The following is a 21,985-nucleotide window of genomic DNA, read 5'->3' as shown; positions in this document are numbered from 1 at the left end:
AGGGGTTTGGCGGGTCGGGCTTGTCGGATGATTTGGCTGGTTCGTCGTGGCGACGCGCTCTGAAGGGGGAGCCGACTGAAGGACTGGCATGAACTGGCCTCATCCAGCGCTACCCCCCTTCGGCCCTCCGTCCAAGATGCCCCCCTGAAGGGGGAGCTGTCGCGGAGCGACTGAGGAGGAAGGGATTGCTGCTGTTCGGGCGCGCGTCGACCTCATCAGGAACCTCCCCCTCCGGCCCTCCGGGCCACCTCCCCCTTCAGGGGGAGGGTCTTTGGTGGCGAACCTCCCCCTCTGGGGGAGGCGGCCGAAGGCCGGTGGGGGGCCGGTTTCAGCTTTCGAGACGGCGGGTGAGTTCGCAATCACTCCCCCCACCGATCGCTGCGCGATCGCCTCCCCCACGGGGGGAGGTTCCTTGAGGGTTCGCATCGCGGCGCCCTCCGGCGCTGACCCCCACCGGCCCTTTGGGCCACCTTCCCCAGAGGGGGAGGATCTGCGGTTCGCCTCCCAGTTCCCGGCTTTCTAGACCCCTCCGCCGCTGCGGCGGGCGATGGCGGCGCGGGTGTCGTCTTGGGCGAGGCCAACGAGGCGTTCCATGGCCTGGCGGGCCTGGTCGGGGCGGCTGGCGGCGATGGCGTCGAAGACCTTCCAGTGGTCGGGGATCGGGTCGCGGGCCAGTTCGCGGTCGCGCTGCTTGAAGATGGTGGTCCAGCGCACGGCCGCGCCGATGCTGCTGGACAGGGTGCGCAGCGGCTCGTTGTCGGTGGCCTCGAGCACGGTGTCGTGGAAGTCGCGGTCGGCGGCGCGGCCGGCTTCGGTGGCCAGGGTGTGCTGCTGCATCTGGATCAGCGCCGCGCGCATGCGCTCCAGCTGGTCGTCGTTGCGGCGCTCGGCGGCCAGGGCGGCGGCCGAGGGTTCGACGATCATCCGCAGCTCGTGCAGGCTGGTCAGGAACTCTTCGCTGGGCTCGGCCTCGAAGAACCAGGCCAGGACCTCGGGATCCAGCAGGCTCCAGCGCGAGCGCGGGCTGACGCGGGTGCCGGCCTTGGGACGGCTTTCGACCAGCCCCTTGGCGGCCAGGATGCGGATGGCCTCGCGATAGGCGCTGCGCGAGACGTTCAGCTGCTCGCTGGCGTCGATCTCGTTGTTGAGCACGTCGCCGGGCGCGTAGCGGCCCGAGACGATGGCGATGCCGAGCGTGCGCGCGATGGAGCCATGGATGCGGCCGGAGAAGCCTTCCTCGCGCTCGAACTCGCCGTCCGCGCCGCTCACCTTGCCCTTGACCACGCCGCCTCCACAAATCACCGCACGGCGTCGCCGCCGGTTCACGAAGCGACTCTAGCGAGACTAATTGTCTGACGACAAGGAAATTCACCGTCCGGCCAGCCGGCGGGCGCCGTCCAGGCCGCGCTTAAAAGTATGATAAATCAGGTGATAGAAGGGATCACAGAGTTCGGAGGAACGGCCGCCGCCGCGCCCCGAGGACGGCGTCGAGCCCTGCGATCCGGGTTTGACACGTCCGCGCCGATCGCTATTTGTCTGACTAATTACAGACGAGAGGATCGACCATGTCCCTGCGGTTCGTGCAGCTGAAGACGCCCGACGGCGCCCGCGCCCTGGCGGCGGTGGACGAGACGGGTGCGGCCCGCAAGGTCGGTTCCGCCGACACCCTGTACGCGCTGGGCCAGCTGGCCATCGACAAGGGCCTCAGCCTGGCCGACGCCGCCCAGCCGCTGGGCGAGAGCATCGACGTCGCCGCCGCCCTGGCGGAAGGCCGGGTGCTGGCCCCGATCGATCACGTCGACCCGGCCCACCTGATCATGACCGGCACCGGCCTGACCCACCTGGGCTCGGCCGAGGGTCGCGACAAGATGCACAAGGCCGCCCAGTCGGGCGAGAACCTGACGGACTCCATGCGGATGTTCCTGATGGGCGTCGAGGGCGGCAAGCCCGCCGCTGGCCAGGAAGGCGTGCAGCCGGAATGGTTCTACAAGGGCGACGGCACGCAACTGGTCGGCCCCGGCCAGCCCCTGACCTCGCCCTCGTTCGCCAAGGACGGCGGCGAGGAGCCCGAGATCGCCGGCGTCTACCTGATCGGTCCGGACGGCGCGCCGCATCGCCTGGGCTTCTGCCTGGCCAACGAGTTCTCCGACCACGTGATCGAGCGCGGCAACTATCTGTGGCTGGCGCACTCGAAGCTGCGCCAGGCGGCGCTGGGCCCGGAACTGCTGAGCGGCGAACTGCCGGCCGACGTGCGCGGCGCCAGCCGGATCGTGCGCGGCGGTGAGACCGTGTGGGAAAAGCCCTTCCTGTCGGGCGAGGCCAACATGTCCCACACCATCGCCAACCTGGAGCACCACCACTTCAAGTACGCGCTGTTCCGCCGCCCGGGCGACGTGCACGTGCACTTCTTCGGCACGGCCACCCTGTCGTTTTCCGAAGGCTTCCAGACGCAGGTCGGCGACGTGTTCGAGATCGAGGCGGCGCCGTTCGGCCTGCCGGTGCGCAACCCGCTGGCCCAGGACGCGGCGCCGGCCGAGGTCACCGTGACGGTGAAGGCGCTCTGATCCCTCGCTCCTTCACCCGCGCGTCCCCGCGAAGGCGGGGACCCAAGCTGTCTCTCAGGATGTGGCGCGGTCGCAGCTCGGCCCGCAGTCCCGGCTTGGATCCCCGCCTTCGCGAGGATGCTCGGATAAAGGAAGCACGCAGCAAAAAGGCCTCGCACCGCAGGGTGCGAGGCCTTTTCGTTTGGGCGATGGAGAGCGGCGGACCGCTCTCCTGCCCGGCTTACTCGGCGGCCGGAGCCGACTGGGCTTCGAGGGCGACGGGCTCTTCCTCGACCGTCACCTTGCTGCCCCAGAGGGCGTAGAACAGGACGTAGAGTTCGCAGACGGCGGTGAGCAGGAACGAGATCTGCAGGCCGAACTTGTCGGCCAGCACGCCCTGGACGACCACCAGCGCGCCACCGGCGATGGCCATGACCAGCAGGCCCGAGCCTTCCTCGGTCAGGGCGCCCAGGCCCTTGATGCCCAGGGTGAAGATCGTGGGGAACATGATCGAGTGGAACAGGCCCACGGCGATCAGGCTCCACATGGCCACCGGGCCGCTGGCGAAGACGGTGATGACCATCACCACGAAGGCCAGGCTGGAGAAGATGGCCAGCACCTTGCCCGGGTCGACCTTGCGCATCCAGATGCTGCCGACGAAGCGGCCGACCATCATGCCGCCCCACAGCAGGAACAGGTAGTTCGACGCCTGGGTATGGGTCAGGTTGCCGATCTTGGGATCGGACACGAAGTTGATGAACAGGTTGGAGACCCCGATCTCGGCGATCAGGTAGATGAAGATCGCCGGGATGCCAAGCACCAGGTTGCGGTGCTTGAGCAGCGAGTGCTTCTTGCGCTCGCCGGCGGCGGCCTTGCGGCTGGCGCCGCCCAGGTCCGGCAGCTTGTAGCGGCCGATCACCACGGCCAGGATCACCAGCACGACGGCGACGATGAGGTAGGGCAGCTGCACCGACTGGGCGTCGGCCAGGCGCTCGGCCTGGGTCAGCACCTTGCCGGCCTCGGCGTTGCCCGAGGCGCTGCGGCTGAGGATAAGGTAGCCGCCGAACAGCGGGGCCAGGGTGGTGCCCATCGAGTTGAAGGCCTGCACCAGGTTCAGGCGCGAGGAGGCCGTCTCCGGCGGGCCGACCACGGCCACGTAGGGGTTGGCGGCGACCTGCAGCAGGGTGATGCCCGAGGCGATGATGAAGAGCGCCGTCAGCACCACGCCGTAGGACGGGATGCGCGCGGCGGGGATCATCAGGAGCGCGCCGACGGCCATGATCAGCAGGCCCGTGACCATCGACTTCTTGTAGCCGATCGCCTCGATCAGCTTGGCCGACGGGATCGAGGCGAAGAAGTAGGCGATGAACCACACCGACTCGATCAGGGTCGTCTGGGTGTAGCTGAGGTCGAACACCGAGCGCAGGTGCGGCAGCAGGGTGTTGTTGATGACCGTGATGAAGCCCCACATGAAGAAGAGGCTGGCCAGCAGCGTCAGGGCCGAGCGCTGGGCGCGCGGGTCGGCGAGGATGCTGCCGCCTTCCCCTGCGGAGCTGGTGATCGGTGCGGGCATTCCCGGGTCTCCCGTGTGGAGCCGCCGACGTCTTGACGTTGCGCGGCGATTTTTTGTCTGAGTATATGGCGACCCAATGGCCGTCAACGCCGACAGAGAGCGCGAGCGGCCCGCCTGAGAGGAAACCCGATGAAGACCTGGCGCCACGCCCTGCCGAGCCTTGCCCTGTTCGCCGCCGCCGGGGCCGCGCCCCTGATGGCTCCGATGGCGGCCCAGAGCGCCGAAATCAGCCGCAAGTCCTTCGGCCAGACGCCGGACGGCCAGGCCGTCGAGGCCATTACCCTGACCAACGGCAAGGGCGTCAGCGCCACCGTCATCACCTATGGCGCGACCCTGCAGGCTCTGGTCGCTCCCGACCGCGCGGGCAAGAAGGCCGACATCGTGCTCGGCTACAAGGACGCCGCCGAATACGTGAAGGCGGCCAACTATTTCGGCGGCTCGGTGGGCCGATTCGCCAACCGCATCGGCAAGGGCAAGTTCACGCTGGACGGCAAGACCTACCAGCTGGCGCTGAACAACAACGGCGTGGCCGCGCTGCACGGCGGCGTCAAAGGCTTCGACAAGGTGGTCTGGACGGTGGTCGAGGCCAAGGCCGGCCCGACAGCCTCGGTGACCTTCAAGCACGTCAGCCCCGACGGCGAGGAAGGCTATCCCGGCACGCTGACCACCACGGCGACCTATGCGCTCGACGAGCAGAACCAGCTGACGGTCACCTACGGCGCCACGACCGACAAGCCGACCATCGTCAACATCACCAACCACGCCCTGTTCAACGTCGCCGGCGAGGGCTCGGCGGACGGCGCCATGGGCAATGTGCTGACCATCCCCGCCGACGGCTACAGCCCCGTCGACGGCGAGCTGATCCCGACCGGCGAGACGACGCCGGTGGCCGGCACGGTGTTCGACTTCCGCAAGCCCAAGGCCGTGGGCGACCAGATCCGCGACGCCAGTGATCCGCAGATCGTCGCCGGGCGCGGCTACGACCACAACTACGTGCTGACGGGCAAGTCGGGCGGCGCGCTTCGCCTCGGCGCGCGGCTGGCCGATCCCAAGAGCGGCCGGGTGCTGGAAATCCTGACCGAGCAGCCGGGCATCCAATTCTACGCCGGCAACTTCATCGACGGCACGACGATCGGCAAGAGCGGCAAGATCTATCGCCAGGGCGACGGCATCGCGCTGGAGCCGCAGCACTTCCCCGACGCGCCCAACAAGCCGCAGTTCGCGCCGGTGCGGCTGGATCCGGGCCAGACCTACCAGAACAAGATGGTCTTCCGCCTCACCACCGAGAAATGAACGCAAAAAAGAAGCCCGGCGGTTACCCGCCGGGCTTAGTTCATTAGGGAGGAAACGCCCAGGAAGGGCAGAGGCGCTCGCGCCTCACGGGGTTGTAGTTAGCGCTACCAGCTGGGTTTTCAAGCCCCTTCCTGCGAAAAGTGACGCTTTGTCGCAGAACATGTTCACTGAACACCCTTGGCGAGCGTCTTGAGCGAAACCTTGCCCTCCGTCAGGCCCGGCGCGGTGGCGGTGACGGTCAGCGAGGCCCCCTCGCCGGCCCCGCGCACCAGGGCCGCGGCCTTGCCCTGCCAGGCCTTGCGAGTCGGCGAGGCGAAGGCCGTGTGATCGGTCGGGGCTGCGTTGTCGGCGGCCACAAAGACCCCCGCGCCCGAGACCTGGAAGGTGATGGCGTCCTGGGCCGAGGGCACGACCACGCCCTTGGCGTCGACCACCCGGGCCCGGACGAAGGCCAGGTCGTCGAAGCCCTTGCCCACCTTGTCGCTCTCGGCGGTCAGCTCGATGCGGGCCGGCTTGCCGGCGGTGCGCAGCGTGTCTTCCAGCTTAACCCCGGGATCGCGGCAGGCGGCCTTCACCTCGCCCGGCGCGAAGGTGACGGTCCACTGGCGCGGCGAGGCGTCGGCCGGCAGGGCCTTGGCGCCCAGCCAGCGGCCGTTGAGCGAAACGTCGACGCTGGCGCAGTTGGAATAGACCTCGATGGTCTCCTCGTGCGGCGACAGGTCCTGCGGCGTCCAGTCATCGAAGATCGCCACCTTGGGCGGCGGGGTGGCGACGGCGACCATGGTCGGCAGGGCCGGCGCGGGACCGGCGCCGTCGGACGAGGGCGGCGGGGCGGCCGGCAGGGCGTTGCGCACCACGTGCAGCACAGGCTTTTCGGCCCACCACGAGGCCCGCTGCATGCCGATGATCTTCAGGGCGCCGGTGCGGTCGATGATGCCGGCCGGATTGTCGATATTGGGCCAGCCGCTGCGGTCGGCCTCGCCCAGATAGTCGATGCCGGTCCACAGGAACATGCCCGAATAGGCCGGGTAGTCGCGCACAGCCACCCACGAGGTGCGGGTCTTGCTGTTCTCCGTGCCGACGATGATGCGGGCGGGGTTCTGCTTGTGGGCCGCGATCAGTTCGTTCTCGCGATAGTTCTGGCCGACCACGTCGAGCATGTCGGCGAAACCGTTCTGGTAGTCGCCCGTCACGTTCGGACGGAACAGGCCCATCGTCACCGGCCGGGTCGGATCGGTGGCGTGCATGACGTTAAGCAGGCTGGTCAGCGCCGCCTTGGCCTGCACCGGATAGGCCGTGTCGTGGATCTCGTTGCCAGCGCTCCAGAGGACGATGCTGGGGTGGTTTCGGTCGCGGCGGACCATGTCGCGGGCGTCGCGCTTGTGCCAGTCGCTGAAGAACAGGTGGTAGTCGCCGGGCGTCTTGGAGACGTTCCACTGGTCGAACAGCTCGTCCATGACCACGAAGCCCATCTGGTCGCAGAGATCCAGGAAGCCGGGCGACGGCGGGTTGTGGGCAGTGCGGATGGCGTTGACGCCCTGGGTCTTCAGGGCCGACAGGCGCTGACGCCAGACGTCCATGGGCACGGCCGCACCGACCGCGCCGCCGTCCATGTGCAGGGCCACGCCCTTGAGCTTGGTGTTCCTGCCGTTCAGCCAGAAGCCGCTGTCGGCCTTGAAGGCCGCTTCACGCACGCCGAAGGGCACGGTCTCGGCGTCGAGGCCCGCCCCGCCCTCGCCCACCACGCGGATCTCGGCGCGGTAGAGGTTGGGCGTCTCCAGGTCCCAGCGTCTGGGCGAGGCGATGTCGAGCGACAGCTTGAGCGTCTCGGTGCGGGCCGGATCGATGGACACGGCGGGGACGGCGCCGCGGGCGACCTCCTTGCCGGACGGGTCGCGCAGCACGACCTCCAGGCCCGCCCTGGCCGCCGCGTTGGCGTCGTTGACGACGTCGACGGCGATGTCGGCCGTGGCCTTGCCCTCGGCGATCTTGGTGACGCTGACGAAGGCCCCGCCCTGCTCGACATGCTGGGCCGCGCTCTCGATCAGGCGGACCTTGCCGTAGACGCCCGAGCCCGCGTACCAGCGCGACGACGGCGCGTGCTCAGTGTCGGCGCGAACGGCCAGGACGTTGGGGCCATCGGCCTTGATGAAGTCGGTGATGTCGTAGCGCAGCGCCACGTAGCCGCTGGGGCGATGGCCCAGGTGGTGGCCGTTGATCCAGACGCCGCTGCGCTCCATCACGCCGTCGAGCTCGACATAGACCCGTCGGCCCGGCGCGGGCGGCTTGACGTCCAGCGCCTTGCGATACCAGCCGATGCCGGTGGGCAGGAAGCCGCCCGCCCCGCCGGCGCGGGCCTTGATGTCGAACGGTCCGGCGATGGCCCAGTCGTGGGGCACCGAAACCTTGGTCCAGGCGCCGTCGTCGAAGGCGGCCGTCTCGGCGCCCTCGGGGTCGCCCTGGAAGAAGGTCCACCCCTCGCCCAGCGGCGTCGTCACCCGATCGGCCGCGAGGGCCGGCAGGGCGCAGAAGCCGAGAACGGCCGCTAGGGCCAGGCGCGAGACGCCGCGCGTCAGGGAATGAGCCATCGTTTTCTCCCTGGGACGCGACGAAACGCTAATCCCATATTTTGATATTTTGTGTCATTTTATGAAAGCTCAGACAAAACGCCAGCCCCTCGCAACACTTCGTCTCAATCAGGGTGAACGACGCGGTGAACCCTTTGCCGAGGGCGGCGTTTGGCAGCGCGAGTTCAGCGTACGAAGGGGTACGACATGCCTGGGGTCGTCGATGTCGTTCCCTGCGAAGGGGGCTGGTGCGTGCGCGTTCACGCCACCGGCGAGGTGCTGCATTTCGCCGGCGGAGGCGAAGCCGAGCGGCGCGCGCGCAAGCTGGCCGCGGACGCGCGCGAGCCCGTTGAGGTGCGGATCCACGATCGTGGCGGACGGCTGGTCGGGCGCTGGGTGGCCCAGGGCGCGGCGGCTTGAGGCCCAGTCGGCCTCAGGCGCGCTTGGGCTTCAGCTCGACGATCGGCGCGGGGCTCTCGGCCAGCGCGGCGGCCTTGGCCTTGGCGGCGGCCACGCTGCGGCGCGAGGCGGCGAAGCGCCAGGCGACGACGACGCCGAGCACGGTCAGGGCGACGCCGGCGGCGATGGCCAGGCCCAGCTCGAGGCTGACGCCCGACAGGCTGCGGGCGGCCAGGTAGCCGGGCGCCAGCAGGCTGGCGATCCAGACCAGGGCCGACAGGAAGTTGGCCGTCTGGAAGGTCCACGACTTCATCTGCAGGATGCCGGCCATGATCGGCACGAAGGCCCGCAGCGGGCCGAAGAAGCGGCCGATGAAGATCGAGGCGACCCCGAAACGGCGGTTGAACAGGCGCGTGCGGGCGATGGTGCGGCGATGGTCGCGGAAAGCCGGAATGCGCAGGACGCGCGGACCCAGACGACGGCCCAAGGCGTAGGACACCGCATCGCCCAGCACCGCGCCGATGGTGCACCACAGGAGCACTTCGAACGGATCGAGCACGCCGCCGCCGATCAGGGTGCCGGCCAGCAGCATCAGGGCGGTCGCGGGCACGAAGGCGCCGATCAGGACGAGGGATTCGGCGAAGGTAAGGGCCCCAAGGATCAAGCCCGCCCAGCTCTGGTGCTCGGTGACGAAAGCGGCGACGGATTGAAGCAAGTTGTCCATGGGGGTCCTTCGAGCCCCCACATGGAGATCAAGCCGCCGCGCCGCCAGAGCGTTGCGCGCCGTTGCGTCAATTAAACCCGACTGTGCCCCGGATGCCGCACCTTTGGGGACAACTTCGGGACGAGCCGTGCCGAAACGGCGCCGTCCCCCTGCCCCAGGGCCGGGACGCCATCGAAAGCTCAAAGAGACTTGTCATCCCGGCCGAAGGAGCGCGTCAGCGGTCCGTAGAGCCGGGATCTCCCACGCCGGCTGAACGGTGGGAGATCCCGGCGCTCCGCTTCGCTGCGGCCGGGATGACAAGCTCAAGGGATTGAAGAGTGGTCAGCGCGTGAACATCCCCTCCCCTAGAACCTCACGCGCAGGTTCAGGCCGGCGGCCTGATTGCTGGTGCGGTCGCCGAACTCGGTGGTGTAGTTGAACTTCACCGAGACCTTGTCATCGCCGATCACATGGAAGTCGACGCCCGCGCGCCAGCCCGAGCGGTCGAGCGCCGTGCGGATCTGGGCCGGTTCGGACGAGGCGTTGGCGCCCATCAGCTGGAACGGCATCTGGATCTTGTCGGTCGAGTTGAACAGGCCGCCGACGGTGAACGACACCGCCGCCTGGCTGCGCGCCGTCTCCTTCATGACGAAGCCCAGGGTCAGCTCGGGATTGGCCGTGCCGATCCACTGGGTGTCGGAAAGACCCCGCGCGCCCATGCCGTCCAGCCCACGCTCCTCGAAGCGGCGCTGGTGCAGGCCCGTGCCCCAGACATTGAGCGCGGGGCGCACGAACAGCCGCCCGTTCTCCATGACGTAGGCGAAGCGGGCGTCGGCGCGCACATAGCCGCTTTCCGGATCGGACTCGGCCCGGCCGATGGTGAAGACGTCGACGAGGCGCGCGGTCTCCATCCACTGCCAGCCGCCCGACAGCGAGAAGGCCATCTCGGCCCCGCCCGAGCGACGCTTGAAGCCCGCCCCGGCGCTGAAGCCCTGGCCCTGCGACCAGGAGCGGCCGCCGTCGACGATGACCCGGTCGAGACGCTCGTAGCCCACGGCGGTGGCGAACGACCAGCCGCCATCCAGCGAATGCTCGAAGCCGCCGCGCAGGCGGCCGCCCTCGGCCTTGACGGCCAGGGTGTCGGCGTCGCGCTCGCCGTCGGCGGTCGCGCGCTCGATCACCGCCCAGCTGCACTTGCCGTCGACCTGCAGGGTCGGGTTGGCGCAGCCGAACAGCTGTTGCGAGAACCCATTTGCAGAAGCCAGCTGGCTGCGCAGCGGGGCCAGGTGCGGTTCGGGATTGAGGTTGGCGAAGATCGCCTTGTAGGCGGCCTCCTGCCCAACCTGCAGGTTGCCGATCAGCGCCATCAGGCGACCGATGCCCCCGGAGTCGCCCACCGCGATCGCCGAGTTCATGTGCTTGCCCAGCGCCCGCTCGTTCAGGGCCAGGAAGCCCTGGTCGAAGTGGGTGTCGAAGGCCAGCTGCACCGCGCCGCCGCTGGTCTGGATGCGGTAGTCCATGGCCAGGGTGTCGGTGACCTTGAAGCCGTTGTCGGTCACCGAGCCGCCCGCCGAGAACAGGGTCACGGGCTTGGCGTCCTGCAGCCAGGTCAGGGTGACGTCGCCGGTCCCGGCCAGGGCCACGTCGCCGGTGACGTCGACCCGGTCGGAGGCGTAGGGCCCGAAGGCGACGTCGAACACCGAGCGGCCGCCCGCCGTCTGCACGAAGTGGCCGTCGAGGGCGACGGTGTTGATCACCCGCGCGCCGTAATAGGCGTTGGTCTTCGCATCGCCCGCGCCGTCGAGGTTGGCGAAGGTCGCGCCGTTCGCCAGGTCGATCGGCACGCGCGACGCCGACAGGCCCATCAGGAAGTCGCCGCTGTTGGTGAAGGTCGCAGCGCCGCCCGGCACGGCCTGGGCCGAGACGCCCAGGGTCGAGATCCCGCCGCCCGAGGACGACAGCGGACCGGTTCCGGCCGGATCGCGCAGGTCGATGGTCCTGAAGGCCATGAAGGCCGCGCCGGACTGGTTGTCGAAGGCGTTGGTCCCCGCGCCCAGGTCGATGTCGCCGATGACGACGCCGCGGTTGTCGACCCGCTCGTCGCCCTGGCCCGAGACGATCGCCTTGCCCGAGACGGCCGAGATCAGGCCGGTGTTGGCCAGGCCGTTGGCCGCGCCGCCGCTGATCTGCACGCCGACGCCGGTTCCAGAGCCGCCGCGCACCGAGCCGGTGGTGCGCAGGGCGATGTTCCCCGCGCCGTCCGCGCCCAGGCTCTGGGCGAAGACGGCGGTGGAGTTCGCGCCGCCCGCATAGACCTGGCCCGAAAGCACGAGATCGATCGCCCCGCCCGCGCCGGCGCCGCCGGCCGCGCCGGCGAACTTGCCGTCGACCCAGCCGCCGCCGCCGCCCAGGCTCTGGGCGACGACCCCGAAAGCTGCGTCGCCGATGGCGAAGATGTCGCCGGTCTGGCGGAAGTCGACATGGCCGCCGTCGCCGACGCCGCCGGTGTTCAGCGCCACGGTCGAGGCCGACGAGCCGCCGAAGGCCGCGCCGCCGCCGCCGCCGATCGACTGCAGGAAGACGGCGTGCGCGCCGGCGCCGGCCGTCTGGATCGCGCCGCTGTTGGTCAGCACGACGTCGCCGCCGTCGCCGGTCGCGCCGGCGGTCCCGCCCAGGGTGACCGAAAGCTTGGGCGAACCGGTGACGTGCACCTCGCCGCCGCCCGCGCCGATCGACTGGGCGACAAGGCCCAGGGCATGGTCGCCCAGGGTGGTGAGGCCGCCGCTGAAGGCGCCCGTCACGCCGCCGCCGGAGAGGCCGGAGCCGCCCTGCGCGCCCAGCGCCGCGACGACGCTCGCGCCGCTGGAGCCGGCGCCCGACAGGTTGAGCCCCGCCGAGCCGCCGCCGCCGCCGATCGACTGCAGGATCGCGCCCGAGGCGCTGGCCGCCGTGGTGGTGACCGCGCCGCCCTGGATGCGCGAGACGCCGCCGCCGGCCGCGTCGACCTGGTTGGCTCCGCCCAGGGTCAGGGTCGTGGTTCCCAGCAGGGCCCCGGCCGGAACCGCGACGTCGCCGTTGGCGCGGCCGCCGCCGCCGCCGACCGACTGGGCCAGCACGCCGGCGGTGTTGACACCGGTGGTGACGATCTGGCCGGCATGCTCGCTGACGATGGTTCCGCCGCCGACGTTCCGGCCGCCCGAGCCGCCGAGGCCCAGCTGGACCTGGGTGGCCACCGGCGAGTCGACATTGACCTCGTCGAGCTGGCCCGAAAGCAGCAGCTTGAGGTCGAGCGCGCCGCCGCCGCCGCCGATCGACTGGGCGAACGAGGCCACGCCGTTCTTGCCCGCCGCGCCGAACGTGCCGGTGGTCTTGATCGTGACCAGGCCGCCGGCCGCGCCGGTGACGTTCTCAGCGCCGGCCTTGGCGACGACCATCGGGTCGACGCGGCCGGTCGAGCCGTCGGGCTTGAGATAGGGCTGGCCCGGCAGGCCGGTGATGCCCGAGAAGTCGAGGCTGAGCGTGCCGCCGCCGCCGTTGATGCTCTCGGCCTTGATGGCCATGGCCCCGTCGCCCAGCACGGTGATGTCGCCCGAGTGGTTGACGGTGACCGCCCCGCCCTGCCCGCCCGAGCCGCCGCCGACGGCGCCGACCGTGGCGGCCAGGGCGTTGGACAGGATCAAGCTCTTGGCCTCGCCGGTCAGGCTGAAGCCCATCTGGGCGTCGCCGCCGCCGCCGCCGATGCTCTGGGCCACGATGCCGTGGGCCCGGGCGCCGGTGGTCAGGATGCGGCCGCTGTTGGTGACGATCACCTCGCCGCCGTCTCCGCCGTCGCCGCCGATCCCGCCCAGCGAGACGAGCGGCGCGTTGGAAAGCGCGCCGATCAGCAGGTTGGCGGCGATGACCATGCCGCCATTGCCGCCGCCGCCGCCGATCGACTGGGCCAGCACGCCATAGGCGTCCGCGCCCGTAGTCTGGATAAGGCCGGCGTTGTCGACCACGACCTTGCCGGCGGTGTTGCCGGTTCCGCCGAAGCCGCCGATGTTGAGGCCGACCGAGGCGCTGTTCTCGCCGCTCTTCAGGGCGGTCAGCGACAGGATGGTCGAGCCGTTGCCGCCGCCGCCGCCCAGGCTCTGGGCGAAAACGCCGTAGGCGCGCTCGCCGGCGGTCGAGATCGTGCCGCTGTCCTTGACGCCGGCCACGGCGCGGTTGGTCACGGTGACGTCGCCGCCCGTGCCGCCGTCGCCGCCGGAGCCGCCGATGTTCATGACATAGCGGTGGCTCTGCTTGTCGGCCCCGGCATAGCCGCCGACCACCTCGACGACGATGCCGCCGTCGCCGCCGCCGCCGCCGATGCTGTTGGCCGAGACGCCGGCCGCGCCGCGGCCTTCGGTGACGATCAGGCCGGTGTTGAGCACCTCGACCTTGCCGCCGGTGCCGCCGGTTCCGCCCGAGCCGCCGATGTTGAGGTCGAAGGAGTCGTTGCTGCTGGTGCCCTGGGCGCGGACGTTGAGGACCGCGCCGCCGATGCCGCCGCCGCCGCCGATCGACTGGGCGCGGATGCCGAAGGCGTCGGCGCCCTTGGTGTAGACGACACCGCTGCTCTTGACCTCGACCGCGCCGCCGACCGCGCCGGAGCCGCCGGAACCGCCGACGCTGACCGTGGCGGTGCGAGTGGTCGTGCCAGAGGGCGCGCCGCCGACCTGGAACTGGATGGTGCGGGCCATGCCGCCCAGGCCGCCGCCGCCGCCGATCGACTGGGCCAGCACGCCGTCGGAGCGCTCGCCCTCGGTGACGATGGTCGCGGCGGTGTCGACCGTGACCTTGCCGGACAGGGCGCCGACCCCGCCCTTGCCGCCGACCGCGACGCCGGCCGCGCCCGAGGCCCGGACGATGGTGGTGGCCGCCGAACCGCCGGCTCCGCCGCCGCCGCCGATGCTCTGGGCGAAGATCCCGCGGGAGTCGTCGCCGCGCGTGGTCAGAGCGCCCTTGGCGCCGACCGTGACGTCGCCGCCCTCGGCCCCGAAGCCGCCGTCCAGGCCGATGCTGAGCGAGCCGCTGAACGACTCGGCGTTGGCACCCTGGCCGCGCGTGCCGTTAGCGCCCACGGTGATGGCGCTGGACGCCCCGCCGCCGCCGCCGATGCTCTGGGCGAAGATCGCCGAGGAGTCCGCGCCGGTGGTGTCGATCGTCCCGTCCGACGAGACCTTCACGTCGCCGCCCAGGCCGCCCATGCCGCCGATGCGGCCGATGGTGATGCTGACGGCGTTCTTGTTCATGGCGCCCATGGCCATGTCGAAGCCGGCGTTGCCGCCGCCGCCGCCGATCGACTGGGCGCGCAGGCCCACCGAGTTGTCGCCCTTGGTGACGATCGTCCCCGCGTGGTCGACCTCGACCTCGCCGCCGTCGCCGGCAGCGCCCGTGGCGCCGCCGATGGCCATGTTCAGCGCGTTGGCGTTCCTGAGCACGCCGGCGCCGATGTTGAAGTTGCCCGAGCCGCCGCCGCCGCCGACGCTCTGGGCGATCAGGCCGTCGCTGTAGGCGCCGTCGGTGACGATGTTGCCCGCGTGGGCGACGTCGACCTTCTTGCCCGAGCCCGCGCCCGCGCCGTCGCCGCCGACGGTGATTATGGCGGCCACCGGGTTTTCGGCCTTGTTGGCCACGGTGGCGGCGATGGTGAAGTTCATCCCCGCCGAGCCGCCGCCGCCGCCCACGCTCTGGGCCACCAGGCCGTCGGAGTCGTAGCCGAAGGTGCGGATCAGGTGGGCGTCGACCGAGCCGTCGTCGGCGTAGCCGCGCACGACGGTGACCGTGCCGGCGTCGCCGCCCGAACCGCCCGAACCGCCGATGCCCAGGGCGACCGGATTGCCGGAGGGGGCGATGGCGCCGGTGGCGCTGACGCCGCCCACCCCGCCGCCGCCGCCGATCGACTGGACCATTATGCCCTTGGCGCCGCCGGTGAAGTCGACAGCCTCAAGCGTGTCTCCGCCCGCGACCGGATTGGCCTTCAGGCGGGCGTTGACGATGACGTCGCCAAGGCTGTCCAGCGAGACGTTGCCCGCATCGGCGCCGGTTCCGCCCTTGCCGCCGACCCCGACGGCGATGGCGAAGCCGTTCGAGGACGAGGTGGACTTGCCCATGTTGACGTCGGCCGCGACGTTGAGGCCGCCCGAGCCGCCGCCGCCCGCGACGCTCTGCACCAGGACGCCGATGGCGTCGACGCCCTCGACCCAGACCTGACCGTTCTGGGCGACCTTGACGTCGCCGCTGATGTTGCCCGCGCCGCCGAAGCCGCCGAGGCCGAAGGCGATCGAGGGTTCCTCGTTGGAGGTGTCGGCGCTGATCCCGCCGGAGATGTTGATGCCGCCCGCGCCGCCGCCGCCGCCGATCGACTGGGCCATCAGGCCGCGCGACCGATCACCGGCCGCGAACAGGTTGGCGGTGACGTCGGCCTCGACGTCCTTGCCCTTGCCGCCGTCGCCGCCGAAGCCGCCGACGCCCGCGACGAGCTGGCCGTCCATGGCCAGGCCGCCCGAAACGTTGATGCCGCCAGCGCCGCCGCCGCCGCCGATCGACTGCGCCACGGCCGCATAGCGGTCGTCGCCCACGGCGGTGACCTGAACGTAGTCGGCGGTGGGACCGGCGATGGTCAGGTCGACCTTGCCGGCGTCGCCGCCCTTGCCGCCGAATCCGCCGACGCCGAGCGAGATCGACCGGCTGGTCGAGGAGCCGCCGGGCTTGGTCAGCGACAGCTGGCCGGTGACATTGAGGCCGCCCGCGCCGCCGCCGCCGCCCACGCTCTGGGCCATCACGCCGTTGGAGCCGTTCAGGCGCGTGCGGTCGGCGGCGATGGTGAACTCGAAGTCCCCGCCGAACAGCGGGATCTTGACCACCTGCTCTGGCGTGGTGACGTCGGACTCCAGGCCCTGGGCCCAGACGTTGCCCGTGACGCTGGCCTTCACGTCGCCCGCCTGGCCGCCGTCGCCGCCGAAGCCGCCAAGACCGAAGCCGAAGCTGCCGGCGCTGCCCTTGGTGGTCGCCGACAGGCCGCCGGCGACATTGATCCCGCCCTGGCCGCCGCCGCCGGCGATGCTCTGGGCGATGATCCCGTCGGAATTGGCGCCGTCGGTGAGGGTGTCGCCGACGCGGGTCAGGGTCACCGCGCCCGAGGCGCCGCCCTTGCCGCCGAAGCCGCCGATACCGACCGAGCCGGTCCCGGCCGTGCCGGCGCTGACCGCCACCGCGCCCGAGACGTTGAGGCCGCCCGAACCGCCGCCGCCGCCGATCGACTGGGCCACCACGCCGTCGGCCTCGTCGCCAGAGGTCTGATAGCGGCCGGTGACCGTGCCAGTGACGTCCTTGCCCGCGCCCGCGCCGCCGCCGAAGCCGCCGACGCCCAGGCCGATGGCCACCGCGGCGTTGTTGCCGGCCGACAGGGCGACCGAGCCGCTGACATTGATGCCGCCGTTGCCGCCGCCGCCGCCCAGGCTCTGCAGCATGGCGCCGAACGAGCCGTCGCCTTCGGTGGTGACGTCGCCCGAGAGCAAGCCCTTGACGACGTCGGCGTCGCCGCCGCCGCCGCCGAAGCCGCCCAGGCCGAACCCGATGGCGCCGTTGGCTCCTTGCGAAGCGCTGACGAGGCCCGTGACGTTGAAGCCGCCCGAGCCGCCGCCGCCGCCCACGCTCTGCAGCAGGACGCCGTGGGCGTCGTCGCCCTTGGTCCAGACATCGCCTTTCACAAAGGCGTCGACCTCGCCGGCCTTGCCGCCGTCGCCGCCGAAGCCGCCGACCCCGACGCCCAGCGTGCCGGTTCCGCCGCCGCTGGAGGCCAGGCTGACGCCGCCGGTGATGTTGAAGGCGCCCGCGCCGCCGCCGCCGCCCAGGCTCTGGTAGCTGACCCCGAACGCGCGATCGCCCGTCGTGACGACGTCGCCGGTGACGCCGCCGTCGACCTTGCCCGCGCCGCCGCCCGTGCCGCCGAAGCCGCCCACGCCGACCAGGATGTTGCCCGCGCCGGTCTTGGCCGCCGCGAAGCCGCCGGTGACGTTGAAGCCGCCGCTGCCGCCGCCGCCGCCGACGCTCTGGACCAGCACGCCCGAGGCGTCGTCGCCCTTGGTGCCGACGTCGCCGGTGATCTTGCCGGTCACGGCCTTGCCGTCGCCGCCCTTTTCGCCGCCGCCGCCGACGCCGACCCCGATGTTGCCCGCGCCGGTCTTGGCCGCCGAGAAGCCGCCGGCGATGGTGAAGCCGCCGCCGCCGCCGCCGCCGCCCACGCTCTGGGCGACGATGGCGCGCGCGCCCTTGCCCTCGGTAACCGCCGCAATCAGGTCGCCCAGCGGATCGGCGACGCCGTCATTGACCTTGAGGGTGACCGTGTCGGCGTCGCCGCCCTTGCCGCCCGAACCGCCGACGGCGACGCTGAGCGTGCCCGCGCCGTTGGCCGACAGGGCGATGCCGGCCGCGACCGAGAAGCCGCCGCTGCCGCCGCCGCCGCCCACGCTCTGGGCGATGATGGCGTCGCTGCGCGCGCCCTTGGTGGCGGTCGTTCCGATGACGTCGAGGCGGACCTCGCCGCCCTTGCCGCCGTCGCCGCCGCTGCCGCCGACGCCAACGCTGATCCCGCCGGCCGCCGTGGCCGCGCCGCCGATCGAGCCGGAGACGTTGAAGCCGCCGCTGCCGCCGCCGCCGCCGATGCTCTGGGCCACGACGCCGTCGGCGTCGGCGCCCTCGGTCAGGGTGTCGCCGGTCATCTTGCCGACCACCAGCATGCCGTCGCCGCCGCCGCCGCCCGCGCCGCCGACGCCGACCGAGATCCCCGCGCCGGCCGTCTGGGCCACGCCGATCGAGCCGGAGACGTTGAACCCGCCCGAGCCGCCGCCGCCGCCCACGCTCTGCACCAGAAGGCCGCCGGACTGGTCGCCCTTGGTGTGGATGTCGCCCTCGACCTCGCCGTCGGCGGTTCCGGCGTTGCCGCCCTTGCCGCCCGAGCCGCCGACGCCGACCGACACCCCGACGCCGGCCGTGCCGCCGCCGCCGATCGAGCCAGCGACGTTGAAACCGCCGCTGCCGCCGCCGCCGCCCACGCTCTGGACGATCACGGCCGTCGAGCGCTTGCCGCTGGTGGAGACGTCGCCGCCGATGCGTCCGGTGGCGCTATCGCCGATGCCGCCGTCGCCGCCGCTGCCGCCGACCCCGGCCGAGGCGCCGACGCCGGCCGTGCCGGCCACGGCGACCGCGCCCGAGACGTTGAAGCCGCCGCCGCCGCCGCCGCCGCCGACCGACTGGATCAGCGCGCCGATGGCGTCGTCGTCGCCGGTGGTGATGGCGCCGTCGAAGTCGACATCGACCACGCCGCCCTTGCCGCCCTTGCCGCCGGCCCCGCCGACGCCCACGGCCGCCGAGGCCGAGGCCGCGCCGGCCCCCGCGCCCGCGAAGCTGACGGTGTAGCCGCCGTTGCCGCCGCCGCCGCCCACGGACTGGGCGACGAGACCGGTCGAGAACTTGCCTTCGGTGAGGATCGCGCCGCCCGACTTGATGTCGACTAGGCCGCCTTCGCCGCCGTCGCCGCCCTTGCCGCCGAGGGCGACCGAGAAGGCGGCCGCGGCCGTCTCGCCGGCCGCGAAGGCGAACGACAGCGCAAAGCCGCCCGAGCCGCCGCCGCCGCCCACCGACTGGGCGAACAGGCCTTCGGAGTAGTCGCCCTTGGTCAGGATCAGGACGTCGCCGTCGATGTCGACCTCGCCGCCCTTGCCGCCCTTGCCGCCGCGACCGCCCACGGCCGCGCTGGCGCCGACGCCGTAGCCGGCCGAGACCTGGGCCGCGAAGCCGCCGTTGCCGCCGCCGCCGCCCACGCTCTGGGCGAAGATGCCGCGCGCGCGATCGCCGCCCGTGACGATCAGCGGATTCACTAGGCTGGTGGAACCGCCGGTGGTCACCGTGCTCTGGCTGAGGTCGATGTCGACCTTGCCGCCGTCGCCGCCCAGCGCGCCGTCGCCGCCGATAGCGACGCCGGCGAAGGCGCTGATCGAGACGCTGGAGCCGCCGCTGCCGCCGCCGCCGCCCACGCTCTGGGCGAAGATGCCGTGGGAGTCGTTGCCGCCGGTGAAGATGTCGCCCGCGTGCTTGACCGTGACCAGGCCCGAGCCGCCGCCCGCGGCGCCGCCGCCGCCGATGGTCAGGAAGACGCCGCCGGTGCTGCCGCCGTCGCCGCCGCCGCCGCCCACGCTCTGGGCCTGGATAGCGCTGGAGAGATCGCCCTTGGTGGTGATCGCGCCGGTGTTGGCCACCGTGACCGCGCCGCCGGTGCTGGCCGCACCGCCCTTGCCGCCGATGGTGACCAGACCGCCGCCGTCGCCGCCCGAGCCGCCGCCGCCGCCCACCGACTGGGCGAAGATCCCGCGCGCCTTGTCGCCCGCGGTCTCGACGACGCCGCCGTTGGTGACCGTGACCGCGCCGCCCGCGCCGCCGCCGCCGGCCGCGCCGCCCAGGGCCACGACGCCGCCGGAGCTGGAGCCGCTGCCGCCGCCGCCGCCCACCGACTGGGCGAAGATGGCGTCGGCGCCTTGCTTGGTGGTCTTCACCGAGCCGCCCGCGCCGGTGGTGACGGTGACCGAGCCGCCCGCGCCGCCGGCTGCGCCGGAGCCGCCCAGCGAGACGAGGCCGCCCGTACCGGACGCCGCGCCGCCGCCGCCGCCCACGCTCTGGCCGAAGACGCCTCGGGAGTCGACGCCGTCGGTCGAGACGACGCCGCTGCTGGAGATCTCGACGGCCCCGGCCACGCCGCCGGCGTCGCCCTTGGCGCCCAGCGCCACCAGACCGCCGCTGACGCCGGCGCTGCCGCCGCCGCCGCCGACCGACTGGGCGAAGATCGCGTGAGCGTCGGCGCCCTTGGTCGAGACGGCCGCGCCGCTTTCGACCGTGACCTTGGCCAGGCCGCCCGAGCCGCCGGCGCCGCCGCCCGAGCCAAGGGCCACCAGGCCGATGGAGACCCCGCCGTTGCCGCCGCCGCCGCCCACGCTCTGGGCGAACAGGGCGTGCGCGCCCTGGCCTTCGGTGCTGGTGGACGAGCCGATCTTGGCGATGATCTCGGCCTTGCCGCCGACGCCGCCGGCCTTGCCGGTGTCGCCGAAGCTGACGATGCCGCCCGCGTCGCCGGCGTTGCCGCCCGAGCCGCCGATCGACTGGGCCAGCACGCCGTGAGCGTCCTTGCCCTTGGTCTGGATCAAGCCCGCCTGCTGGACCAGCACCGCGCCGCCGTTGCCGCCGATCGTGCCGCCGCCCGCGTCGCCGATGATGCCGTAGCTGTCGCCGCCGCCGCCGGCCGCGCCGCCCAGGCTCTGGGCCAGGATGCCGATGGCGCCGGCCTTGCCGGTGTAGATGGCGCCGGTGTTGGTGACGGTGACCGCGCCGCCCTGCCCGGCCGAGCCGCCCGTGCCGCCGTCGCCGGCGATATAGCCCGTGCCGCCCTGGCCGCCCTTGCCGCTGCGGCTCTGGGCGAAGATGCCGTGAGCCTTCACGCCGTCGGTGACGATGGTCACCGCGCTGCTCAGGGTGACGTTTCCGCCGGCCCCGGCCGCGCCGCCGGGCGCGCCCTTGAGGTTGCCGAAAGCGTCGCCGCCGTCGCCGCCGTTGCCGCCGACGCTGGAGACCACCACGCCCGGCAGATTGTCGGAGACGACCTGGATGTCGCCGTTGTTGGCGACGGTCAGGTCATGGGTGATCGCCGGTCCGGCCTGGCCGGCGCCGCCGCCGCTGGGCGGATAGCCGATGGTGGCGCAGCCGATGAACGGAATGCAGATCCGCACGCCGCCGCCGTCGTGCCCGTCGCCGCCGTTGGCCCCGAACTTGGAGTCGGCGAAGGTGTTGACGTCGCCCGTGGCCGGCGTGAACGCGAAGCTGCCCGCGCCGCTGCCGCCCGTTCCCGGCGGGGTCGTGACGGCGCCGATGTCGGTCGACTTGTTGGTGACCACGGCCAGGTTGGAGGTGGTGGCCGTGCCGGATTCCTTGACGGTGACCCCGATCACCCGGTCGTCGGCGTTCTTGGAGACCGCCGTCACCTCGTAGGCCTTGCCGGTCTCAGGATCGGTGAAGGTGTCGCCGACCGTGGTCGCCAGCAGGATGATGTTGCCAGCCTCGGTGCGGACCGCGACCGTGGTCAGCTTCTCGACCACCTTCTCGCTGACGCCCGACACTGGGTTCACGATCATGTCGCCGACACTATAGACGGGCAGCGCGCCCATCAGGGCGATCGACGCCGCCGACGAGCCCATCAGGGTTCCGCGCAGGCCTGCGCCGGTGTCGCGCGCGGCGGCGGCCATCGGCGCCGTCAGCACCGCGCCCGCGGTGACGATCATGGCCAGGCGCTTGAGGCGCTTGGCGAAGCGCGAGCCGGCGACGGTGGTCTCGACGGCGGGCGTCTCGGGCGCGGCCGGGTCGTCCTTGGCCTGGGCCAGGCGTTCGGCCAGGCGGCCCAGGGCGGCCTTCAGGGCGGCGGCGTCCGGATCGCCGCGCAGCGACAAGGTCTGCACAAGGCCCAGAACCTGGGCGGCGGCCGAGGCGGCTTCGCTTCGGGAGAGGCCCTCGGTCTCGATGGCCTGGATCAGCTGATCGACCAGCGCGGCGGCCTGGGCCAGCCGGGACAAGGTTTGCTTCTTCGCCACGATCCCAACCCCCTAGGCGCCAAACCGTGACTGGATGGTGATATTCGAGTTCGCAAACCAGCAGTTTCTCTCCGGGGTTGACGAACGCCCCCTCGTCAATCGGCGCGCGGCGCCGTGCAGCCAGTGCGCGCCCGGGGCGTCATCCTGTCGCACCACCCAGCGGCAACACGCTGAAAAGATCAATTATTTCAATCTGAAGCGCAGCAGCGACGTGCGCAACGAGCCGCCCGGACTGTCCTGCCGACCTGGCC

At 71.9% G+C, this 21,985-nt stretch carries 8 protein-coding genes; 3 read left to right on the top strand and 5 right to left on the bottom strand.

Annotated elements, in window-relative coordinates:
• Positions 1-519 precede the first annotated feature (519 nt).
• The gene (locus tag G5B46_RS00360; RefSeq protein ID WP_165255126.1) at positions 520-1,284 is read right to left on the bottom strand and encodes a FadR/GntR family transcriptional regulator; all 765 of its coding nucleotides are present in this window, start codon (positions 1,282-1,284) and stop codon (positions 520-522) included.
• A 281-nt stretch (positions 1,285-1,565) separates the two neighbouring features.
• Here G5B46_RS00360 and araD1 point away from each other — a divergent pair, with 281 nt between their 5' ends.
• On the top strand, positions 1,566-2,564 hold the full coding sequence (araD1, locus tag G5B46_RS00355; protein ID WP_165255124.1) for an AraD1 family protein: 999 nt from the start codon (positions 1,566-1,568) through the stop codon (positions 2,562-2,564).
• Between the two features lie 220 nt (positions 2,565-2,784).
• On the opposite strand, the gene G5B46_RS00350 is transcribed toward araD1, so the two are convergent.
• Complete coding sequence (locus tag G5B46_RS00350; protein WP_165255123.1) at positions 2,785-4,116, bottom strand: sugar MFS transporter; 1,332 nt, start codon at positions 4,114-4,116, stop codon at positions 2,785-2,787.
• A 195-nt stretch (positions 4,117-4,311) separates the two neighbouring features.
• Here G5B46_RS00350 and G5B46_RS00345 point away from each other — a divergent pair, with 195 nt between their 5' ends.
• Positions 4,312-5,409, top strand: coding sequence for an aldose epimerase family protein (locus G5B46_RS00345; protein ID WP_165256450.1), 1,098 nt, complete (start codon positions 4,312-4,314; stop codon positions 5,407-5,409).
• Between the two features lie 164 nt (positions 5,410-5,573).
• Here G5B46_RS00345 and G5B46_RS00340 read toward each other — a convergent pair whose 3' ends face one another.
• Positions 5,574-7,997 carry a glycoside hydrolase family 2 TIM barrel-domain containing protein gene (locus G5B46_RS00340; protein ID WP_165255121.1) on the bottom strand — a complete coding sequence of 808 codons (2,424 nt, stop codon included), beginning with the start codon at positions 7,995-7,997 and terminating at the stop codon, positions 5,574-5,576.
• 186 nt (positions 7,998-8,183) lie between these two features.
• Between G5B46_RS00340 and G5B46_RS00335 the strand changes: the two genes are divergently transcribed.
• Positions 8,184-8,396 carry a DUF2188 domain-containing protein gene (locus G5B46_RS00335; protein WP_165255119.1) on the top strand — a complete coding sequence of 71 codons (213 nt, stop codon included), beginning with the start codon at positions 8,184-8,186 and terminating at the stop codon, positions 8,394-8,396.
• Between the two features lie 13 nt (positions 8,397-8,409).
• Here G5B46_RS00335 and G5B46_RS00330 read toward each other — a convergent pair whose 3' ends face one another.
• Together G5B46_RS00330 and G5B46_RS00325 are read right to left on the bottom strand one after the other, a co-directional pair.
• Positions 8,410-9,099 (bottom strand): DedA family protein, encoded by a 690-nt coding sequence (locus G5B46_RS00330; protein ID WP_165255118.1) that lies wholly within the window; start codon positions 9,097-9,099, stop codon positions 8,410-8,412.
• Positions 9,100-9,443: 344 nt separating this feature from the next.
• Entirely contained in the window at positions 9,444-21,734 is a 12,291-nt protein-coding gene (locus tag G5B46_RS00325) for an autotransporter outer membrane beta-barrel domain-containing protein (protein ID WP_165255116.1), read from the bottom strand.
• Positions 21,735-21,985: the final 251 nt, after the last annotated feature.

Source organism: Caulobacter sp. 602-2, from assembly GCF_011043625.1.
GTDB lineage: Bacteria > Pseudomonadota > Alphaproteobacteria > Caulobacterales > Caulobacteraceae > Caulobacter.
The sequence above is the reverse complement of the archived record's forward strand: the minus strand, read 5'-3'. Positions and strand labels throughout refer to the sequence as shown.